This is a genomic window from Clostridia bacterium (genome assembly GCA_024653205.1).
In the GTDB taxonomy this organism is placed as follows: Bacteria; Bacillota; DSM-521; order Neomoorellales; family SLTJ01; genus JANLFO01.
In genome coordinates, this window is the sequence record JANLFO010000017.1 from 13,540 (window position 1) to 28,152 (window position 14,613).

The window sequence follows — 14,613 nt, forward strand, 5'->3', positions numbered from 1 at the left end:
ACCAGGACAGCCGGCGCCGGCCGGGACAAACCCGAGGTGAATCGAATCGATTAAGGAAGGGGAGAACAAAGTGGCCAGACGAGCTCTGATCAGCGTTTCGGACAAGCGGGGCCTGGACGTTTTCGCCCGGGGATTAAAGGAGCTGGGATTCGAGATCATCTCCACCGGCGGCACGGCCAGGTCCCTGGAAGGCTGGGGAGTCGCGGTTACGCCGGTAAGCCGGGTCACCGGTTTCCCCGAAATCCTCGAGGGCCGGCTCAAGACCCTTCATCCCCTGATCCACGGCGGCATTCTGGCCAAACGGGTGCCGGAGCACCTGGAGCAACTCGCGGTCCAGGGCATCGAGCTTATCGACCTGGTGGTGGTGAACCTCTATCCCTTCCGCGAGACGGTAAGCCGGCCGGGGGTAACCCTGGAGGAGGCCATAGAGAACATCGACATCGGCGGGCCCAGCCTGGTCCGCGCCGCGGCCAAGAACCACGCCTACGTTACCGTGGTGGTAAACCCGGAGCGCTATCCCCTGGTGCTGGAGCAGTTACGCAGCAAGGGCGAGGTGGATGCCGAGACCCGTTTCGCGCTGGCGGTGGAGGCCTTTGCCCACACCGCCGCCTACGACGCCGCCATCGCCCAGTACCTCTCCAACGTCCGGGTGGGCTCTCCCTTCCCGCCCGTGGTGGCCCTGGTGGGCGAGAAGGTGCAGGATCTGCGGTACGGCGAGAACCCCCACCAGCGGGCGGCCTTCTACCGCGAGGTGGGCGCCACCGGAGGGCTGGCCTTTGCCCGGCAGCTTCAGGGCAAGGAGCTGTCCTTCAACAACCTGATGGATACCCAGGCCGCCTGGGCCCTGGTGCGCGAGCTTCCCGCTCCGGCCGCGGTGGTGATCAAACACAACAATCCCTGCGGGGCGGCCGTGGCCGGCTCCCTGAGCGAGGCCTACCGCAAGGCCTTCGAGGCCGATCCCACCTCGGCCTTCGGCGGCATCGTGGGGCTGAACGCGCCCGTAGATGAGGCCACGGCCCGGGAACTGGCCAAGATCTTCCTGGAAGTGGTGGTGGCTCCGGGTTACAGCCCCGAGGCCCTGGAGGTGCTCCGCCAGAAGGAGGCGCTGCGGCTGCTGGAAATCCCGGCCGCGCCCGAAGGCCGGCAGTGGGACGTAAAGGCCCTGGGCGGAGGCTTCCTGGTACAGGAGGCCGACGTGGTAGACGCCGCTCCGGAAGAGTGGCGGGTGGTAACCAGGCGGGCCCCCACCGAGGCGGAAAAGCAGGAGCTGGCCTTTGCCTGGAAGGTGGTCAAGCACGTCAAGTCCAACGCCATCGTGGTCACCAAGAACCGGGTCACCCTGGGTGTGGGTGCCGGCCAGATGAACCGGGTGGGCGCGGCCAAGATCGCCCTGGAGCAGGCGGGAGAGGCGGCCAGGGGCGCGGTGCTGGGCTCGGACGCCTTCTTCCCCTTCCCGGACACGGTGGAAGTGGCGGCCAAGGCGGGAATCACGGCCATCATCCAGCCCGGCGGTTCGGTGCGGGACCAGGAGTCCATCGACGCCTGCGACCGCTACGGCCTGGCCATGGTTTTCACCGGCAAGCGCCATTTCAAGCACTAAAAGAAAGATCGAGGTGCCGAGCGTGGAGGAGCCTAAACCGGCCTGGACCTATCGCGACGCCGGCGTGGACATCGACGCCGGCGAGCGGGCGGTGGAACTGATGCGGCCGGCGGTGGAGAGCACCCGGCGGCCGGAGGTGCTGGGAGGTATCGGCGGGTTCGGCGGCTTCTTCGCCCTGGAGATCGGCCGCTACCGGCGGCCGGTGCTGGTGGCCGGAACGGACGGGGTGGGCACCAAGCTGCGCCTGGCCATTGAACTCGGCCGGCACCGCAGCGTGGGCGTAGACGTGGTGGCCATGTGCGTCAACGACATCCTGGTGCACGGCGCCGAACCCCTGTTCTTCCTCGATTATTTGGCCATGGGCCGGCTGGTGCCCGAGAAGGCGGCGGAGATCGTGGCCGGGGTGGCCGAAGGCTGCCGCCTGGCCGGGTGTGCCCTTCTGGGCGGGGAGACGGCGGAGATGCCCGGCTTCTACCCGGCCGAGGACTACGACCTGGCCGGCTTTGCCGTGGGCATCGTGGAGCGGGAGGCTCTGATCGACGGCTCGGCCATCCGGCCGGGTGACCGGCTGCTGGGCCTGGCCTCCAGCGGCCTGCATTCCAACGGGTTCTCCCTGGCCCGCAAGGTGCTGCTGGAGGTGGCCGGATACTCCCTGCGGGACCGCGTGCCCGCCCTGGGGTGCGAGCTGGGCGAGGAACTGCTGCGGCCCACCCGCATCTACGTGCGCTCCGTGCTGCCCCTGGCCCGGGAAGGCCGCCTCCGGGGGATGGCCCACATTACCGGCGGCGGCCTGCTGGACAACCTGGCCCGCATCCTTCCGCCCGGAACCAAGGCGGTGCTGGAGCCGGGAAGCTGGCCGGTGCCGCCCATCTTCGAGCTCATCCGGGAGGCGGGCAACGTGCCGCCTCGGGAAATGGCCCGCACCTTTAACCTGGGCCTGGGCCTGGTGCTGGCAGTGGCTCCCGAGGAGGCGGAGACCGTACGCCAGAGGCTCATGGCCGCCGGCGAGCAGTGCTACCTGGTGGGCCGGGTCGAGGCGGGCAACCGCGAAGTAGAGGTGGTTACGGCTCGGTAGCGCACCGGGCCGCTTCAGGCCATATTTCCTTGGTCCCGGGCGGTCGCGGGTTCTTCCCGTTCGTACTGTCACCTCGCCGGCCTAACTAAGGCTTGGGCTTCGCGCTCCGGCGGGCTGCCGGCGCAGGCGCCATCCATGGCGCCGCGCCGCTCCGGCCGTCCTGAGGCCTGGCGCCCGCCTCCGCGCTCGCCCTCGCCAAGTTCGGCGCCCGGCGAGGTGCCAATGTACTCAGGGAAGAACTCGCGACCGCCCGCCAACTACTTGTATTGACGCGGGAGCGGAGGATAGATTATGAAGGTACTGGTAGTAGGAAGCGGCGGCCGGGAGCACGCCCTGGCCTGGAAACTGGCTCAGAGCCCGGAGGTTACGGAGCTCTTCTGCGCCCCGGGCAACGCCGGCATCGCCGAGATCGCCCGCTGCGTGCCCCTCAAGGCCGAGGACGTGGAAGGTCTGGCGGCCTTCGTGCGGCAGGAGGCAATCGACTTAACCGTGGTGGGCCCGGAGGCACCCCTGGTGGCCGGGCTGGCGGATGCCCTATCGGCGGCCGGCAAGGCGGTATTCGGCCCCACCCGGGCGGCCGCGGCGATCGAGGGGAGCAAGGTCTGGGCCAAGCGCCTCATGGCCAGGCACGGCCTGCCCACCGCCCGCTTTGAGGTCTTTTCGGACCTGGCGGCGGCGCGGGGCTACCTGTCCGCCACTTCCGGGCCCTGGGTGATCAAGGCCGACGGGCTGGCCGCCGGCAAGGGAGTGGTGGTGGCCGAGGAAAGGGACGAGGCGGAGCGGGCGCTGGTGTCCCTCATGTCCGAGCGGGTCTTCGGGTCCGCGGGAGAGCGGGTGGTGATCGAGGAAAGGCTCGAGGGCGAGGAGGTAAGCGTGCTGGCCGTAACCGACGGCCGGGAGCTGCTGGTACTTCCCTCCGCCCAGGACCACAAGCGCGCCTTCGACGGTGATGCCGGCCCCAACACCGGCGGCATGGGCGCCTACGCCCCCTGTCCCTTCCTCACCCCCGAGGCGGCCCGTCAGGTAGAAGAGAGAATCCTGCGGCCGCTTCTGGCCGGCCTGGAGGCGGAAGGCATCACCTACCGGGGCGTTATCTACGCCGGGCTGATGCTCACCTCCCGGGGGCCGCAGGTGCTGGAGTTCAACTGCCGCTTCGGCGACCCCGAGGCCCAGCCCCTGCTGCTGGGCCTGGAAGGCGATTTCCTGGGGGCGCTTTACGGCGCGGCCCGGGGCCGGCTGGAACGAGTGAACTTGCGCTGGCGCGGAGGCAGCGCCGCCTGCGTGGTGCTGGCCTCGGAGGGCTATCCCGGGTCGTACCGGACCGGCGAGGAGATCACGCTGCCCTCCGGGTTGCCCCCGGAAACGGTCATCTTTCACGCCGGGACCGCCCGGCGGGACGGGAAGCTGGTTACCTCGGGCGGACGGGTCATGGGAGTTACCGCCCGGGGGGAGACCCTGCCGGCCGCCCTGGAAAAGTGCTACCGGGTGGCGGAGGAAGTGCGTTTTTCCGGCAAGTTCTACCGCCGGGACATCGGCCGCCGGGCCCTGGCCCGCAGCGAGGCGTTAAGAACCTCTTGTCATGGGAGCCAAAAGGCACTAGAATAATACCCAGAATTGACCACAACCGAACAGGGCAGTCGAGCAGAGACGAGGGGAGTTCGAGCCAGAAGAGCTGAGACGAGGCTGGTCATTGCCGGCGCTCGGTCTGGGCGCCGGTTTAATTTTTCCGGGAAGGGGAAGCAGGACGTGAAAGAAGTCCTCCGCAAGCTTAGCCAGAGGCAGGAACTGAGCCAGGAAGATATCGACGGGGTGGTTGACGGCCTTCTGGAAGACCGTTTCACCTCCGCGCAGGTGGCGGGCTTTCTCATGGGTCTGCTCATGAAGGGGCCGACCACGGCGGAAATAGCCGCCATTGCCCGGGCCATGCGGCGGGTGTGCGTGGTGATCCGGCCCCGGGTGGAGGGAGAACTGACCGACACCTGCGGGACCGGCGGCGGGCTCACCACCTTCAACGTGAGCACGGCCAACGCCCTGCTCTCGGCCGCCGCCGGGGTGAGAATTGCCAAGCACGGCTCGCGATCCATATCCGCCTCCTCGGGAAGCGCCGACGTTCTGGAAGCCCTGGGCATACCGGTGGAGCTAGAACCGCACCAGGCGGAACGGCTCATCGAAGACGTGGGCTTTTCCTTTCTCTACGCTCCCAACTTTCACCCGGTAATGATGAAGGTCTTCGGGCCCGAGAGCGACCTGGGGATCAAGACCGTGTTCTTCACCGTCATCGGCCCTCTGATCAACCCGGCCGGGGCCAGGTGTCACGTGCTGGGCGTGTACCGGCCGGATCTGGTGGAGCAGGTGGCAGAGGTGGCGCTGGAGGTGGGACTGAGCCACGCCATGGTGGTGCACGGCCTGGACGGGGTGGACGAGATTTCGCTGCTGGGCGAAACCCGGGTGGCGGAGGTCAGGAACGGGCGGATAGAGCACTATACCGTGTGCCCCGAGGACTTCGGGTTCTCCCGCTGCCACCTGGATGAAGTTCGCGGCGGCCCGCCGGAGTACAACGCCCGGGTTATCCTGGACGTGTTCACCGGCCGGGATTCCGGTCCCAGGCGGGACATGATACTGCTCAACGCCGCCGCCACCCTGGTGGTGGCGGGCAAGGCGGAATCCCTGGAGAAAGGCGTGGCCCTGGCGCGCCGGACGCTGGAGTCGGGCGAGGCCCTGGCCAAGCTGGAGGAGATAAGAGCCCGGGCCCAGGAACTGAGGAGAGATGCGGCTTGAACCTGCCCGACGCCATTCTGCGTACCCGGGGACGGGGAGCGGTGCCGGTAATCGCCGAGGTCAAGCGGCTGATACCCAAGCTGGCCGCCGAGGCCGGGCGGGGCCCGGACGGGCGGGACGCCGGCCGTCTTGCGGAATGTTACCGCCGGGGCGGGGCCTGCGGGATCTCCCTGGTCACCGAGCGCCGCCACTTCGGAGGCCGGCCGGAAGAGGACGTTCCTTTGGTTCTCCGGTCCACGCCCCTGCCGCTCCTGATTAAGGACTTCATCTCCGAAGCCGCGCAGGTAGACTGCTATGCCCGCCTGGTGACCTCGGTCGACCCGGCCTGCCTGGGCCGGGTGAGCCTGCTGCTCATAGCCCACCGGGTGGGAGACGATTTGCCGGAACTGCTGGAGCGCGTCCACTCCTGGGGCATGCTGGCCCTGGTGGAAACCAGGGGGCCGGAAGACCTGCCCCTGATTGCCGGCGCCGAACCGTGGCTGGTGGGGATAAACAACAAGGACATAGACCGGTTGGAGGTGGGAGAAGACGGGGTGCGGATCGACAGGGAGATGCTGGCTCCCTACCGGGAACTCCTGCCTCGAAGTTTGATCGTGAGCGAGAGCGGTCACCGCACTCCGGAGGACGTGCGGTGCTCCCTGAAAGCCGGGGCGGATGCGGTGCTGGCCGGCACCGCCTTCATGCTGGCCGAAGACCCGGCGGAGGCGGTGGCCGCCTTTGTGACCGCCGGGGAGGTGGCGCCGTGGTCCGGGTGATGGTGTGCGGCCCGCGCACCGAGGCCGAAATAGACATGCTGGCGGAGGCCGGGGTAGACGCCGTGGGGCTGATCACCGAGGTGTGGCAGCCCCTGGCCTGTAACCTGAGCCGGGAGGAGGCCCGCCGGCTGGCTGCGCGCCTGCCGCCTTTTGTGGCCGCGATCCTGGTCCTTACCGAGGAGCGGCCGGACGAGGTATGCCGGCTGGTGGAGCGCGTGCGCCCCGCCGCGGTCCAGCTCCACGGGTTCAATTCGCCCTCCCAGGTGGCGTTGCTCCGCGAGAGGCTGCCGGTGAAGATCATCAAGACCCTGCACCTCGACGGAGACCGCCTGCTGGGCGACAAGCCTCCGGAGCAGGCGGCGGCCGAGTACCTGGAGGCCGGTGCGGATGCCCTGCTCCTGGACCGCTTTCACCGGGGAAAGGTCGGCGCCACGGGTTTGGTGGTGGATTTCGTCCTGGCCCGGCGGCTGCGGCAGGCGGCGCAGCCCCGGCCCCTCATTCTCGCCGGAGGCCTGAACGCCGCCAACGTCGCCCGCGCCGTCCGCACCGTGCGCCCCTTTGGCGTAGACGTCTTCAGCGGCGTCACCACCGCGGGCCGGCTCAATCCGCGCAAGGTGCGTGCCTTCCTGCAGGCTGCCCGGCGCGCCTGATGCCCGCCCGGCCGGCAGAGCCATCGGCACGAGGGGGAACCGGAAGCCGAACGGCGCCGGAGCGAGCCATGGCCGCCGCTAGTCAAGGGTTTTTCGGAAGCGCAGTGCGGCCAGGAGGAGGGTGCCGCAGCCGAAGACCACCAGCACGGTCGCCTGGGTAAGGAGCAAGTCCAGGCCGGCGCCCTTGAGGATGATGCCGCGCAGGATCTCAAGGAAATAGGTTAGCGGTATGAGATTGCCCAGCCATCGGATCACCGCAGGCATGGCCTCCCGGGGAAAGACAAAGCCCGAGAGGAGCACGCTGGGCAGGACCAGAGCCATGGTGGCCTGCATTGCCTGGAGTTGGGTGCGCGCCACCGTGGAAATGAGCAGGCCCAACCCCAAGGCCCCCAGGAGAAAGAAAAGTGATAGTGCGGCCAGGAGGCTGACGCTGCCGGCCATTCCCATTCCGAACCAAAAGGCGCCCACCAGAAAGATCAGGGTGACGTCCACGAAGGCTATGACCACGTAGGGGATGAGCTTGCCGATCACCAGCTCCGCGGGCCGCACCGGGGTCACGATCAGCTGCTCGAGCGTGCCCCGCTCCCGCTCGCGCACCATGGCGAAGGCGGTCAGCATCACGGTAATGTTCTGCATGATCAGGCCGATGAGCCCGGGAATGAAGAACCGGGCGCTCTCCATGTTCGGGTTGTACCAGACCTGAGGCCGCAACTCCAGGCCGCCGAGGGGGAGGCTCTTCCCGCTCCGCTCGAGCGCGGCCGCTATCGCCTTGGTCGAATGGACTCGGGCAATGAGTTCTCCGGCCTGCAGCGCGGCGCGCGCGGTGGTGGGGTCGGTTCCGTCCACGATGAACTGCACGACCGCCGTCTCCCCTCTGGCCAGGGCGCGGCCGTAGCCGGGCGGAACGACCAGGGCCGCCTTGACCTCTCCGCCGATAATCAGCCGCTCCAGTTCCGGCCGGCTTAGAGGATAGGCGGTAAAATGGAAGTACCCGGAGGCCGCGAAGGCAGAGACCAGTTCCCGGCTGGCCCGGGTCCGGTCGCCGTCCAGTACCGCGGTTTGAATCTCGTCCACGTCCATGGTCACGGTGTAGCCGAAGACAAGGAGCATCAACAGCGGGAGGGCAAAGCTGATCACCAGGCTCGGGCGGTCCCTTCTGATGTGCAGGACCTCTTTTTTGATCACCGCCCACAGTCGCGTGACCCGCATTATTCTCCGCCTCCGTGGGTCCCGAGCTCCATGGCCCTGCCCCGCCGGGTCAGTGCGATGAAAACGTCTTCCAGCAACAGTACGCCTTCGGCGGCCTTGAGTTCCCGGGGAGGCCCCGCGGCCAGGAATCGCCCGCGGTACATGAAGGCCACCCGGCTACATTGTTCCGCCTCGTCCATGTAGTGGGTGGTCACCACTACCGTAACCCCTTGCGCCGCCAGGCCGTGAAGGATTGCCCAGAACTCGCGCCTGGAAACCGGATCTACACCCGCGGTCGGTTCGTCCAGAAAGAGCAGCGGCGGGCGGTGCACCAGCGCGCAGGCCAGGGCCACCCGCTGTTTCCAGCCGCCGGAAAGAGTATGGACCGGGGTGCGGGTTTGCGGTTCCAGACCGGTGGCGGTGACGGCCGAGGCAATCGCCTCCCCCCGCGCCTTTACGGGAACACCGTAAGCGGCGGCGTAGAACTCCAGATTCTCCCTTACCGTTAGGTCCTCATAAAGGCTGAAACGCTGTGAGACGTACCCGATGCTTTCCTTTATGCGCTCCGGCTCCCGGGCAATGTCGTAGCCCAGTACCTCGCCCCTTCCGGCGGAGGGGCGGAGGAGGCCGCACAGCATCCTGACGGTGGTGGACTTGCCCGAGCCGTTCGGCCCGAGAAGGCCGAATATCTCGCCCTCGTCCACCCGGAAGCTGATGTTATCTACCGCCGTCAAGTTGCCGAACCGCCGCGTCAGGCCCTCAACTACAATGGCCGCCATATCCGCTACTCCTCGAGCCTCACGTCTGCGGGCATGCCCGGCTTCAGCAGGCCCGCGCCTTCCTCCACCGCCACCCGCACGGCGAAGACGGTCTCGGCCCTCCCCTCGGGAGTCTGGACGTTGCGGGGGGTGAACTCCGCCTCCGCCGCGATGTGCACCACCCGTCCGGAAAACTCCTTGTCCGGGAAGGAGTCAACGGCGATTGCCGCACGTTGGTCCAGGCGGACCCGGCCGATATCCGGCTCGGGCACAAAGATCCTGACCCACAGGTCGTCCAGCCGGGAAATGGTGAAGGCCGGAGTTCCCTGGGCCACCGTTTCGCCCTGCTCAACCAGTCGTCCGGTTACCGTGCCCTCAACCGGCGCCCGGAGCACCGTTCGGTCCAGGTTAAGCTGCGCCAGATCCCGCGCCGCCCTCGCCTGGGCCACGGCGGCTTCCAGACTGCGTATGGTTTCTCCGGTCGTGCCGGCCCTTATCAGGTCAAGGTTGGCGCGGGCGGCTTCCGTGGCCGCCTGCCGCGCCGCCAGTTGCTCGGCCGCGCCGTCCCGCGCGTCTCGGGCGGTGTCAACCTGCTGCTGCGGAACCGCTCCCTGGGCGTGAAGCTCTTCCAGGCGCCTCAACTCCCGTTCCGCCGCGGCCAGCGCCACTTCCGCCTGCTTCTCCGCCGCCTCTGCCTGCTTCACGGCGGCCTCCGCCGCCCGAATCTGCTGCTCGCGCGATCCGGCCCGCGCCTCCGCCAGTCGGGCCTCGGCCGCCTTCAGCGCGGCCTCGGCCTGGGCCAGTTGCAGGCGGGCAGTGGAAGCGTCCAGCCGTGCCAGCACCGTACCGGGCTTTACGCGCTCCCCCTCCGCCACCGCGACGTGCTCCACCCGGCCTGCCGCCTCAAAGGCTACCCGGACCTCGGTGGCCTCAATGTAGCCCGAAAACGTCAGCTGCCGGTGGTCGCGGCCGCCGATCGAACGGTAAAAATGGCCGAGGGCGGCGACCGCCGCCAGTACCAGGACGATCAGGACCGTCCGCGTTACCTTCCTACCGGCCACGGTTTCTCACCCCGTCCAGGAAGATGGTGGTGATGGTCTCCAGCACTTCCTCTTCATCAAATCGGACGTATCTATCCCCGTCCAGAAACTCTTTCCAGATGACGAAAATGCCCAGCATGCCCACCAGACACCGCACGGCAATCTGGGGGTTCAGGGGACGCAGGCGGCCCTGTTCCTGCTGCTGACGGTAGAAGGCCTCGGCCTGGGCCGTGGCCCGCAGAATTATCTCCCTGATGAACTGGTCGCGCAGGTCGTCCCGAAAAAGCGCCTCGGCGAGGAAGACCTTCAGAAGCGGCGCGCTCTTCTTGATTACGTCCAGACGGTCGCGAAGGGCGTCCTTGAGGGCGTCCTCCTGGCTTTTGCCTTCGATACGCTCCAGAAGTGGGGGCAGCGTCTCCATTACCAGGGAGACGACGAGATTGAGCAGCAGCTCCTTCTTGGTGGGAAAGTAGCGGAAGATCGTGCCCTCGGCCACCCCCGCCTCCCGGGCGATTTCTGCGGTAGTGCTTCGCTCAAAACCCTTGCGGGCAAAGACCCGCCCCGCCGCAGCCAGGATTTCCGCACGGCGATCGGTGGACGGCTTCCTGGGGACCACCATTATACCCTCTTTCAAGTGAGTACTCACTCATCAATACTATAGAGCACTCCTCCCGGCCCGTCAAGACCGATTCGGGTCGAATCGGGATCCACGTCGCATTCTACGCGCTGGCAATAGCATTGTTACTGTCTTCCCTTTTTGTATCAGCTGGTACGCATTTCCGGCTTCTTCAATGGTATTGGTCTTGCCGGGTATTGGTCTGCTGCTGTTTCTAATACTGAACATGCGCCGCCTGCTTGGGCCTGACACCGACCCGGTTGCCGTAGGCCTTGCGGTGAGCGCCGGCTTGGTGTTATCATAAGTAAGAATTCCTACGAGAGGAAGCCGTTTCTGCCATGAGCACGGAGCTCTTCTGTCGCCTGCCGGCCGGCATGAGGGACTGCCTCCCTCCCGAGGCGGAGCGGCGCCGCCGCCTTACCCAGCTTCTGGCCGACCTCTTCGACCGCTGGGCCTATCAGGAGATACTTACCCCCACTCTCGAGCGCCAGGAAGTGTTCGCCGAGGAAGGGAGACGGGTTTTCCAATTCGCCGACGAGGGCGAGCTGGTGGTCCTGCGGCCGGAGATAACCGCCGCCGTGGCCCGGGTAGTGGCCACCTATTACCGCGATGCACCCAGACCCCTGCGCTTTTTTTATGCCGGCAACGTTTTTCGCCGGGACCCGCCCCAGGCGGGCCGCCTGCGGGAATTCGGTCAGGCCGGAGTGGAACTCCTGGGAGTGCGCAACCCCTGGGCCGACGCCGAGGTCATAGCCCTGGCCATCGAGGCCCTGCGGGAGAGCGGGCTTAAGGAATTCCGGCTGGGCATGGGTCAGGTTCAGGTTACCCTGGGAATGCTGAAGGAGTTGGGCCTGAGCCCCGAAGCGGAGGAGGAGCTGAAGCAGGCCCTGGCCGCACGGGACTATGTGGCTCTGGAGACCTCGGCCTCCCGCTACCGTGTCGTGGATAAGGTGGAAGCTCTGATGGCCCTGCGCGGGGGCCGCGAGGTGCTGGAGCGGGCGCGCTCCCTGGCCGCGAGTTCCGAGGCGAGGTTTGGCCTGGAGGGCCTGGCCCAGGTGTGGGAGGCCCTGGAGGCCGCCGGGCTGGCCGAGTATCTCTTCCTGGACCTGGCACTGCTCCGGGACTTCCAGTATTATACGGGTGTGGTCTTCGAAGGCTACGCCGCCGGTCTGGGCTTCCCGGTTCTGGGCGGGGGCCGCTACGACCAGCTCCTGTACCGCTACGGGCTGGACCTGCCGGCCACGGGTTTTGCCCTGGGGCTGGAACGGCTGCTGAGCGCCCTGCCCGAAGCGGCCGGACCCGGCCCCCAGGATCAAGCGGTGCTGGTGGCGGGCCGGAGGCTGGACCTGGTTCTGGCCCGGGCGCAGGAACTGCGCCGGGAGGGCCGGCGGGTGGAGATGGACCTGGAGCACCGCACCCGGGAAGAGGCGGAGGCTTACGCCGCCGGCCGGGGACGGTTGCCGCTTGAATGGGTAGGATGAAGCCGGCCGGGGTGCCGAATACCCTGGCATGTGGGAAGGGATGATATTGCTTACCATTGCTCTATCCAAGGGCCGCCTGGCCCCGGAAACCCTGGCGCTTCTGGCCCGGGCCGGGCTGCCGGTGGGGGACCTCTCGGAGGACGACCGCCGGCTGCTCATCGAGTACCCGGGCGCCGGCATCCGCTATCTCTGGTGCCGGCCGACGGACGTGCCGGTTTACGTGGAGTACGGGGCCGCCGACCTGGGCGTCGCCGGAAAGGACAGTCTCCTGGAAAGCGGAGCGGAGGTAGTGGAACTGGCCGACCTGCGGTTCGGCTTCTGCCGCCTGGTGGTGGCCGTGCCGCGGCGGCTGTGGGAAGAAGCCGGGGGAGAAGAGGGGTTCAGCCTGCGCCTGCTGCAGGGGCGGCGGGCGGCCACCAAGTTCCCGCGGGTGGCGGAAACCTACTTTCGTTCTCTGGGCCTGCAGGTAGAGATCATACGGCTGCACGGCAACATAGAGCTGGCTCCCCAGGTGGGCCTGGCGGACCTGATCGTGGATCTGGTATCCTCGGGCAAGACCCTGGCCGCCAACGACCTCCTGGCCGTGGCCGAGATAGCCGCCTGCACGGCCAGGCTGGTGGCCAACCGGGCCAGCTTCCACCTGCAGCACGAGCAGCTTCGGCAGGTGGTGGCCGGCCTCAAGGCGAGTACCCAAACAGGGTAACCGGTCCGCAGTTCTTGAAGGGTGTGCTGGTTTTCCCCGAGTTTAAGGTTGCACCTCGCGGCCAGGAGCAGGGAGGAAGCGGCGTCATGAAGATAATCGAGGCCGGGGCCAGAGAGGCGCTGCAGGAAGTGGCGGCGGGCCGCCGTCTGGTTCTGGAGCAGTACGAAGATGAGGTCAGGCCTATATTGGCCGCGGTCCGGACCGAGGGAGACGCGGCCCTGTGCCGCTTCACCGCCCGCTTCGACGGGGTGGAGCTCGAGCCCTCGCGCCTGCGGGTCACGGAGGAAGAGGTTCGGCAGGCCTGCGAGCGGGTCGACGAGGGCTTTCTGGCCGCGCTGCTCGAAGCCAAGAAGAACATAGAAACGTACCAGCGCGCCCGCCTGCCCCGGGGAGGGCTGGAGGTAGTGGGCGCCGGCAACCTGGTGGGCCACCTGGTACGGCCCCTGTCGCGGGTGGGCATCTACGTGCCCGGCGGAACCGCCGCCTACCCCTCTTCGGTGCTCATGAACGCCCTGCCGGCGCGGGTGGCCGGGGTAAGGGAGGTCGCCATGGTGACCCCCCCGGCCCCGGACGGAAGCGTCAATCCCTACACCCTGGTGGCCGCGGCCGAAGCCGGGGTCACGGAGATCTACCGGGTGGGCGGGGCCCAGGCCGTGGCCGCCCTGGCCTACGGGACCGAAACGGTGCCGGCGGTGAACAAGATCACCGGGCCGGGCAACGCCTACGTGGCCGCGGCCAAGCGGCTGGTATACGGCCGGGTGGACATCGACATGGTGGCCGGCCCCAGTGAGATCGTCGTAATAGCCGACGGCTCGGCACCGGCGGCGTACGTGGCGGCCGACCTCCTGTCACAGGCCGAGCACGACGCCCGGGCTCTGGCGGTGCTGCTGACTCCCGAGCCGGATCTGGCCCGGGCCGTAGCCCGCGAGGTCGAGGTCCAGTTGGCCGAACTGCCGCGGGAGGCCATCGCCCGGCGGGCGGTGGAGGAGAACGGCTGGCTCATGGTCACCGCCGACCTGGAAGAAGCCCTGGAGCTGGCCAACCTCCTGGCGCCCGAGCACCTGGAACTCCTGGTGGCCGAACCGTGGCGCTGGCTGGACCGGGTGCAGAACGCCGGCGCCGTATTCCTGGGCCCTTACAGCCCCGAACCGGTGGGGGACTACTGGGCCGGCCCCAATCATGTGCTGCCCACGGGCGGAGCCGCCCGGTACGCCTCGGCGCTGGGGGTGGAGGACTTCGTGAAGCGGATCAGCGTCATCGGCTACTCGGCGGCGGGACTGGCGCAGGCCGGGCCGGGGATAGTGAGGCTGGCCGAGGCCGAGGGCTTGGGCGCCCACGCGCGGGCGGTGAGAAAGCGGTTGGAGGGAGGAGACCGATGGAACGCCGGGCCACGGTGAGCCGCACCACGGCCGAAACCGACATCGCCGTTACCCTGAACCTGGACGGTCAGGGCAGATTTCAGGGCACCAGTTCCCTGGGCTTTCTCGATCACATGCTCCACCTCTGGACGGTGCACGGCGGCTTCGATCTGGAGCTCTTTGTGCAGGGAGACCTGAAGGTGGACGCCCACCACACGGTGGAGGATCTGGGCCTCTGCCTGGGCCGGGCCTGGCGGCAGGCTCTGGGCGAAGCCCGGGGAATCCGGCGCTACGGAAGCATCGTGCTGCCCATGGACGAAGCCCTGGTACTGGCGGCGGTGGATCTCAGCGGCCGCCCCTACCTGGCCTACGAGGTGGACGTGCCTGCCTGCCGCCTGGGAGACCTGGACGCCGAGCTGATCCCCGAGTTCCTCCGCGCCTTCGTGCAGGAGGCGGGTCTCACCCTGCACCTGCGCCGGCTGGCGGGGAAAAACGGGCACCACCTGATCGAGGCGGTGTTCAAGGGCCTGGCCCGGGCCCTGGCCGAGGCCGCCGAACCGGACCCGCGCCGAACGGACGTGCCCTCTACTAAAGGCCGGCTGGGGTGGTAG

Annotated in this window: 14 protein-coding genes; 10 read left to right on the forward strand and 4 right to left on the reverse strand. The window is 67.9% G+C overall.

The genetic code is table 11. From position 1 onward, the window contains the following. The first annotated feature begins 70 nt into the window (after nt 1-70). From purH to NUV99_08910, 6 genes are all read left to right on the forward strand, one after another. A complete protein-coding gene (gene purH / locus NUV99_08885) occupies nt 71-1,600 on the forward strand; it encodes a bifunctional phosphoribosylaminoimidazolecarboxamide formyltransferase/IMP cyclohydrolase (GenBank protein MCR4420219.1) in 1,530 nt (509 codons plus the stop codon). A 22-nt stretch (nt 1,601-1,622) separates the two neighbouring features. Then, nucleotides 1,623-2,675, forward strand: coding sequence for a phosphoribosylformylglycinamidine cyclo-ligase (gene purM, locus NUV99_08890; GenBank protein ID MCR4420220.1), 1,053 nt, complete (start codon nt 1,623-1,625; stop codon nt 2,673-2,675). A gap of 291 nt (nt 2,676-2,966) precedes the next feature. Then, the gene (gene purD, locus NUV99_08895; GenBank protein MCR4420221.1) at nt 2,967-4,280 is read left to right on the forward strand and encodes a phosphoribosylamine--glycine ligase; all 1,314 of its coding nucleotides are present in this window, start codon (nt 2,967-2,969) and stop codon (nt 4,278-4,280) included. Nucleotides 4,281-4,421: 141 nt separating this feature from the next. Then, nucleotides 4,422-5,453: an anthranilate phosphoribosyltransferase gene (gene trpD / locus NUV99_08900; protein ID MCR4420222.1), complete on the forward strand. Its 1,032-nt coding sequence runs from the start codon at nt 4,422-4,424 to the stop codon at nt 5,451-5,453. Then, complete coding sequence (locus NUV99_08905; protein ID MCR4420223.1) at nt 5,450-6,208, forward strand: indole-3-glycerol-phosphate synthase TrpC; 759 nt, start codon at nt 5,450-5,452, stop codon at nt 6,206-6,208. Before trpD ends, NUV99_08905 begins: the two co-directional genes overlap by 4 nt. Next, nucleotides 6,196-6,858 (forward strand): phosphoribosylanthranilate isomerase, encoded by a 663-nt coding sequence (locus NUV99_08910; GenBank protein ID MCR4420224.1) that lies wholly within the window; start codon nt 6,196-6,198, stop codon nt 6,856-6,858. Before NUV99_08905 ends, NUV99_08910 begins: the two co-directional genes overlap by 13 nt. Nucleotides 6,859-6,936: 78 nt before the next feature. Here NUV99_08910 and NUV99_08915 read toward each other — a convergent pair whose 3' ends face one another. From NUV99_08915 to NUV99_08930, 4 genes are read right to left on the reverse strand one after another with little or no spacing between them, the layout of a single operon-like run. Beyond that, on the reverse strand, nt 6,937-8,067 hold the full coding sequence (locus NUV99_08915; protein ID MCR4420225.1) for an ABC transporter permease: 1,131 nt from the start codon (nt 8,065-8,067) through the stop codon (nt 6,937-6,939). After that, nucleotides 8,067-8,825 carry an ABC transporter ATP-binding protein gene (locus tag NUV99_08920; GenBank protein MCR4420226.1) on the reverse strand — a complete coding sequence of 253 codons (759 nt, stop codon included), beginning with the start codon at nt 8,823-8,825 and terminating at the stop codon, nt 8,067-8,069. Before NUV99_08920 ends, NUV99_08915 begins: the two co-directional genes overlap by 1 nt. 5 nt (nt 8,826-8,830) lie before the next feature. Beyond that, nucleotides 8,831-9,865 (reverse strand): efflux RND transporter periplasmic adaptor subunit, encoded by a 1,035-nt coding sequence (locus NUV99_08925; protein MCR4420227.1) that lies wholly within the window; start codon nt 9,863-9,865, stop codon nt 8,831-8,833. Further along, nucleotides 9,855-10,460, reverse strand: a complete 606-nt coding sequence (locus NUV99_08930; protein ID MCR4420228.1) for a TetR/AcrR family transcriptional regulator — start codon at nt 10,458-10,460, stop codon at nt 9,855-9,857. The genes NUV99_08925 and NUV99_08930 overlap by 11 nt, the downstream gene beginning before the upstream one ends. Nucleotides 10,461-10,798: 338 nt before the next feature. On the opposite strand from NUV99_08930, the gene hisZ reads away from it, so the two are divergent. From hisZ to hisB, 4 genes are all read left to right on the forward strand, one after another. Further along, entirely contained in the window at nt 10,799-11,941 is a 1,143-nt protein-coding gene (gene hisZ, locus NUV99_08935) for an ATP phosphoribosyltransferase regulatory subunit (protein MCR4420229.1), read from the forward strand. Between the two features lie 40 nt (nt 11,942-11,981). Beyond that, the gene (gene hisG, locus NUV99_08940; protein ID MCR4420230.1) at nt 11,982-12,644 is read left to right on the forward strand and encodes an ATP phosphoribosyltransferase; all 663 of its coding nucleotides are present in this window, start codon (nt 11,982-11,984) and stop codon (nt 12,642-12,644) included. 86 nt (nt 12,645-12,730) lie between these two features. Beyond that, nucleotides 12,731-14,041: a histidinol dehydrogenase gene (hisD, locus tag NUV99_08945; GenBank protein MCR4420231.1), complete on the forward strand. Its 1,311-nt coding sequence runs from the start codon at nt 12,731-12,733 to the stop codon at nt 14,039-14,041. Then, the gene (gene hisB, locus NUV99_08950; GenBank protein ID MCR4420232.1) at nt 14,020-14,613 is read left to right on the forward strand and encodes an imidazoleglycerol-phosphate dehydratase HisB; all 594 of its coding nucleotides are present in this window, start codon (nt 14,020-14,022) and stop codon (nt 14,611-14,613) included. The genes hisD and hisB overlap by 22 nt, the downstream gene beginning before the upstream one ends.

Excerpts from the sequence above, each read along its gene's own strand:
- hisB (MCR4420232.1), top strand. The coding sequence starts at position 14,020 with ATGGAACGCCGGGCCACGGTGAGCCGCACCACGGCCGAAACCGACATC.
- hisD (MCR4420231.1), top strand. The coding sequence starts at position 12,731 with ATGAAGATAATCGAGGCCGGGGCCAGAGAGGCGCTGCAGGAAGTGGCG.
- NUV99_08920 (MCR4420226.1), bottom strand. The coding sequence starts at position 8,825 with ATGGCGGCCATTGTAGTTGAGGGCCTGACGCGGCGGTTCGGCAACTTG.
- NUV99_08915 (MCR4420225.1), bottom strand. The coding sequence starts at position 8,067 with ATGCGGGTCACGCGACTGTGGGCGGTGATCAAAAAAGAGGTCCTGCAC.
- hisG (MCR4420230.1), top strand. The coding sequence starts at position 11,982 with ATGATATTGCTTACCATTGCTCTATCCAAGGGCCGCCTGGCCCCGGAA.
- hisZ (MCR4420229.1), top strand. The coding sequence starts at position 10,799 with ATGAGCACGGAGCTCTTCTGTCGCCTGCCGGCCGGCATGAGGGACTGC.
- purD (MCR4420221.1), top strand. The coding sequence starts at position 2,967 with ATGAAGGTACTGGTAGTAGGAAGCGGCGGCCGGGAGCACGCCCTGGCC.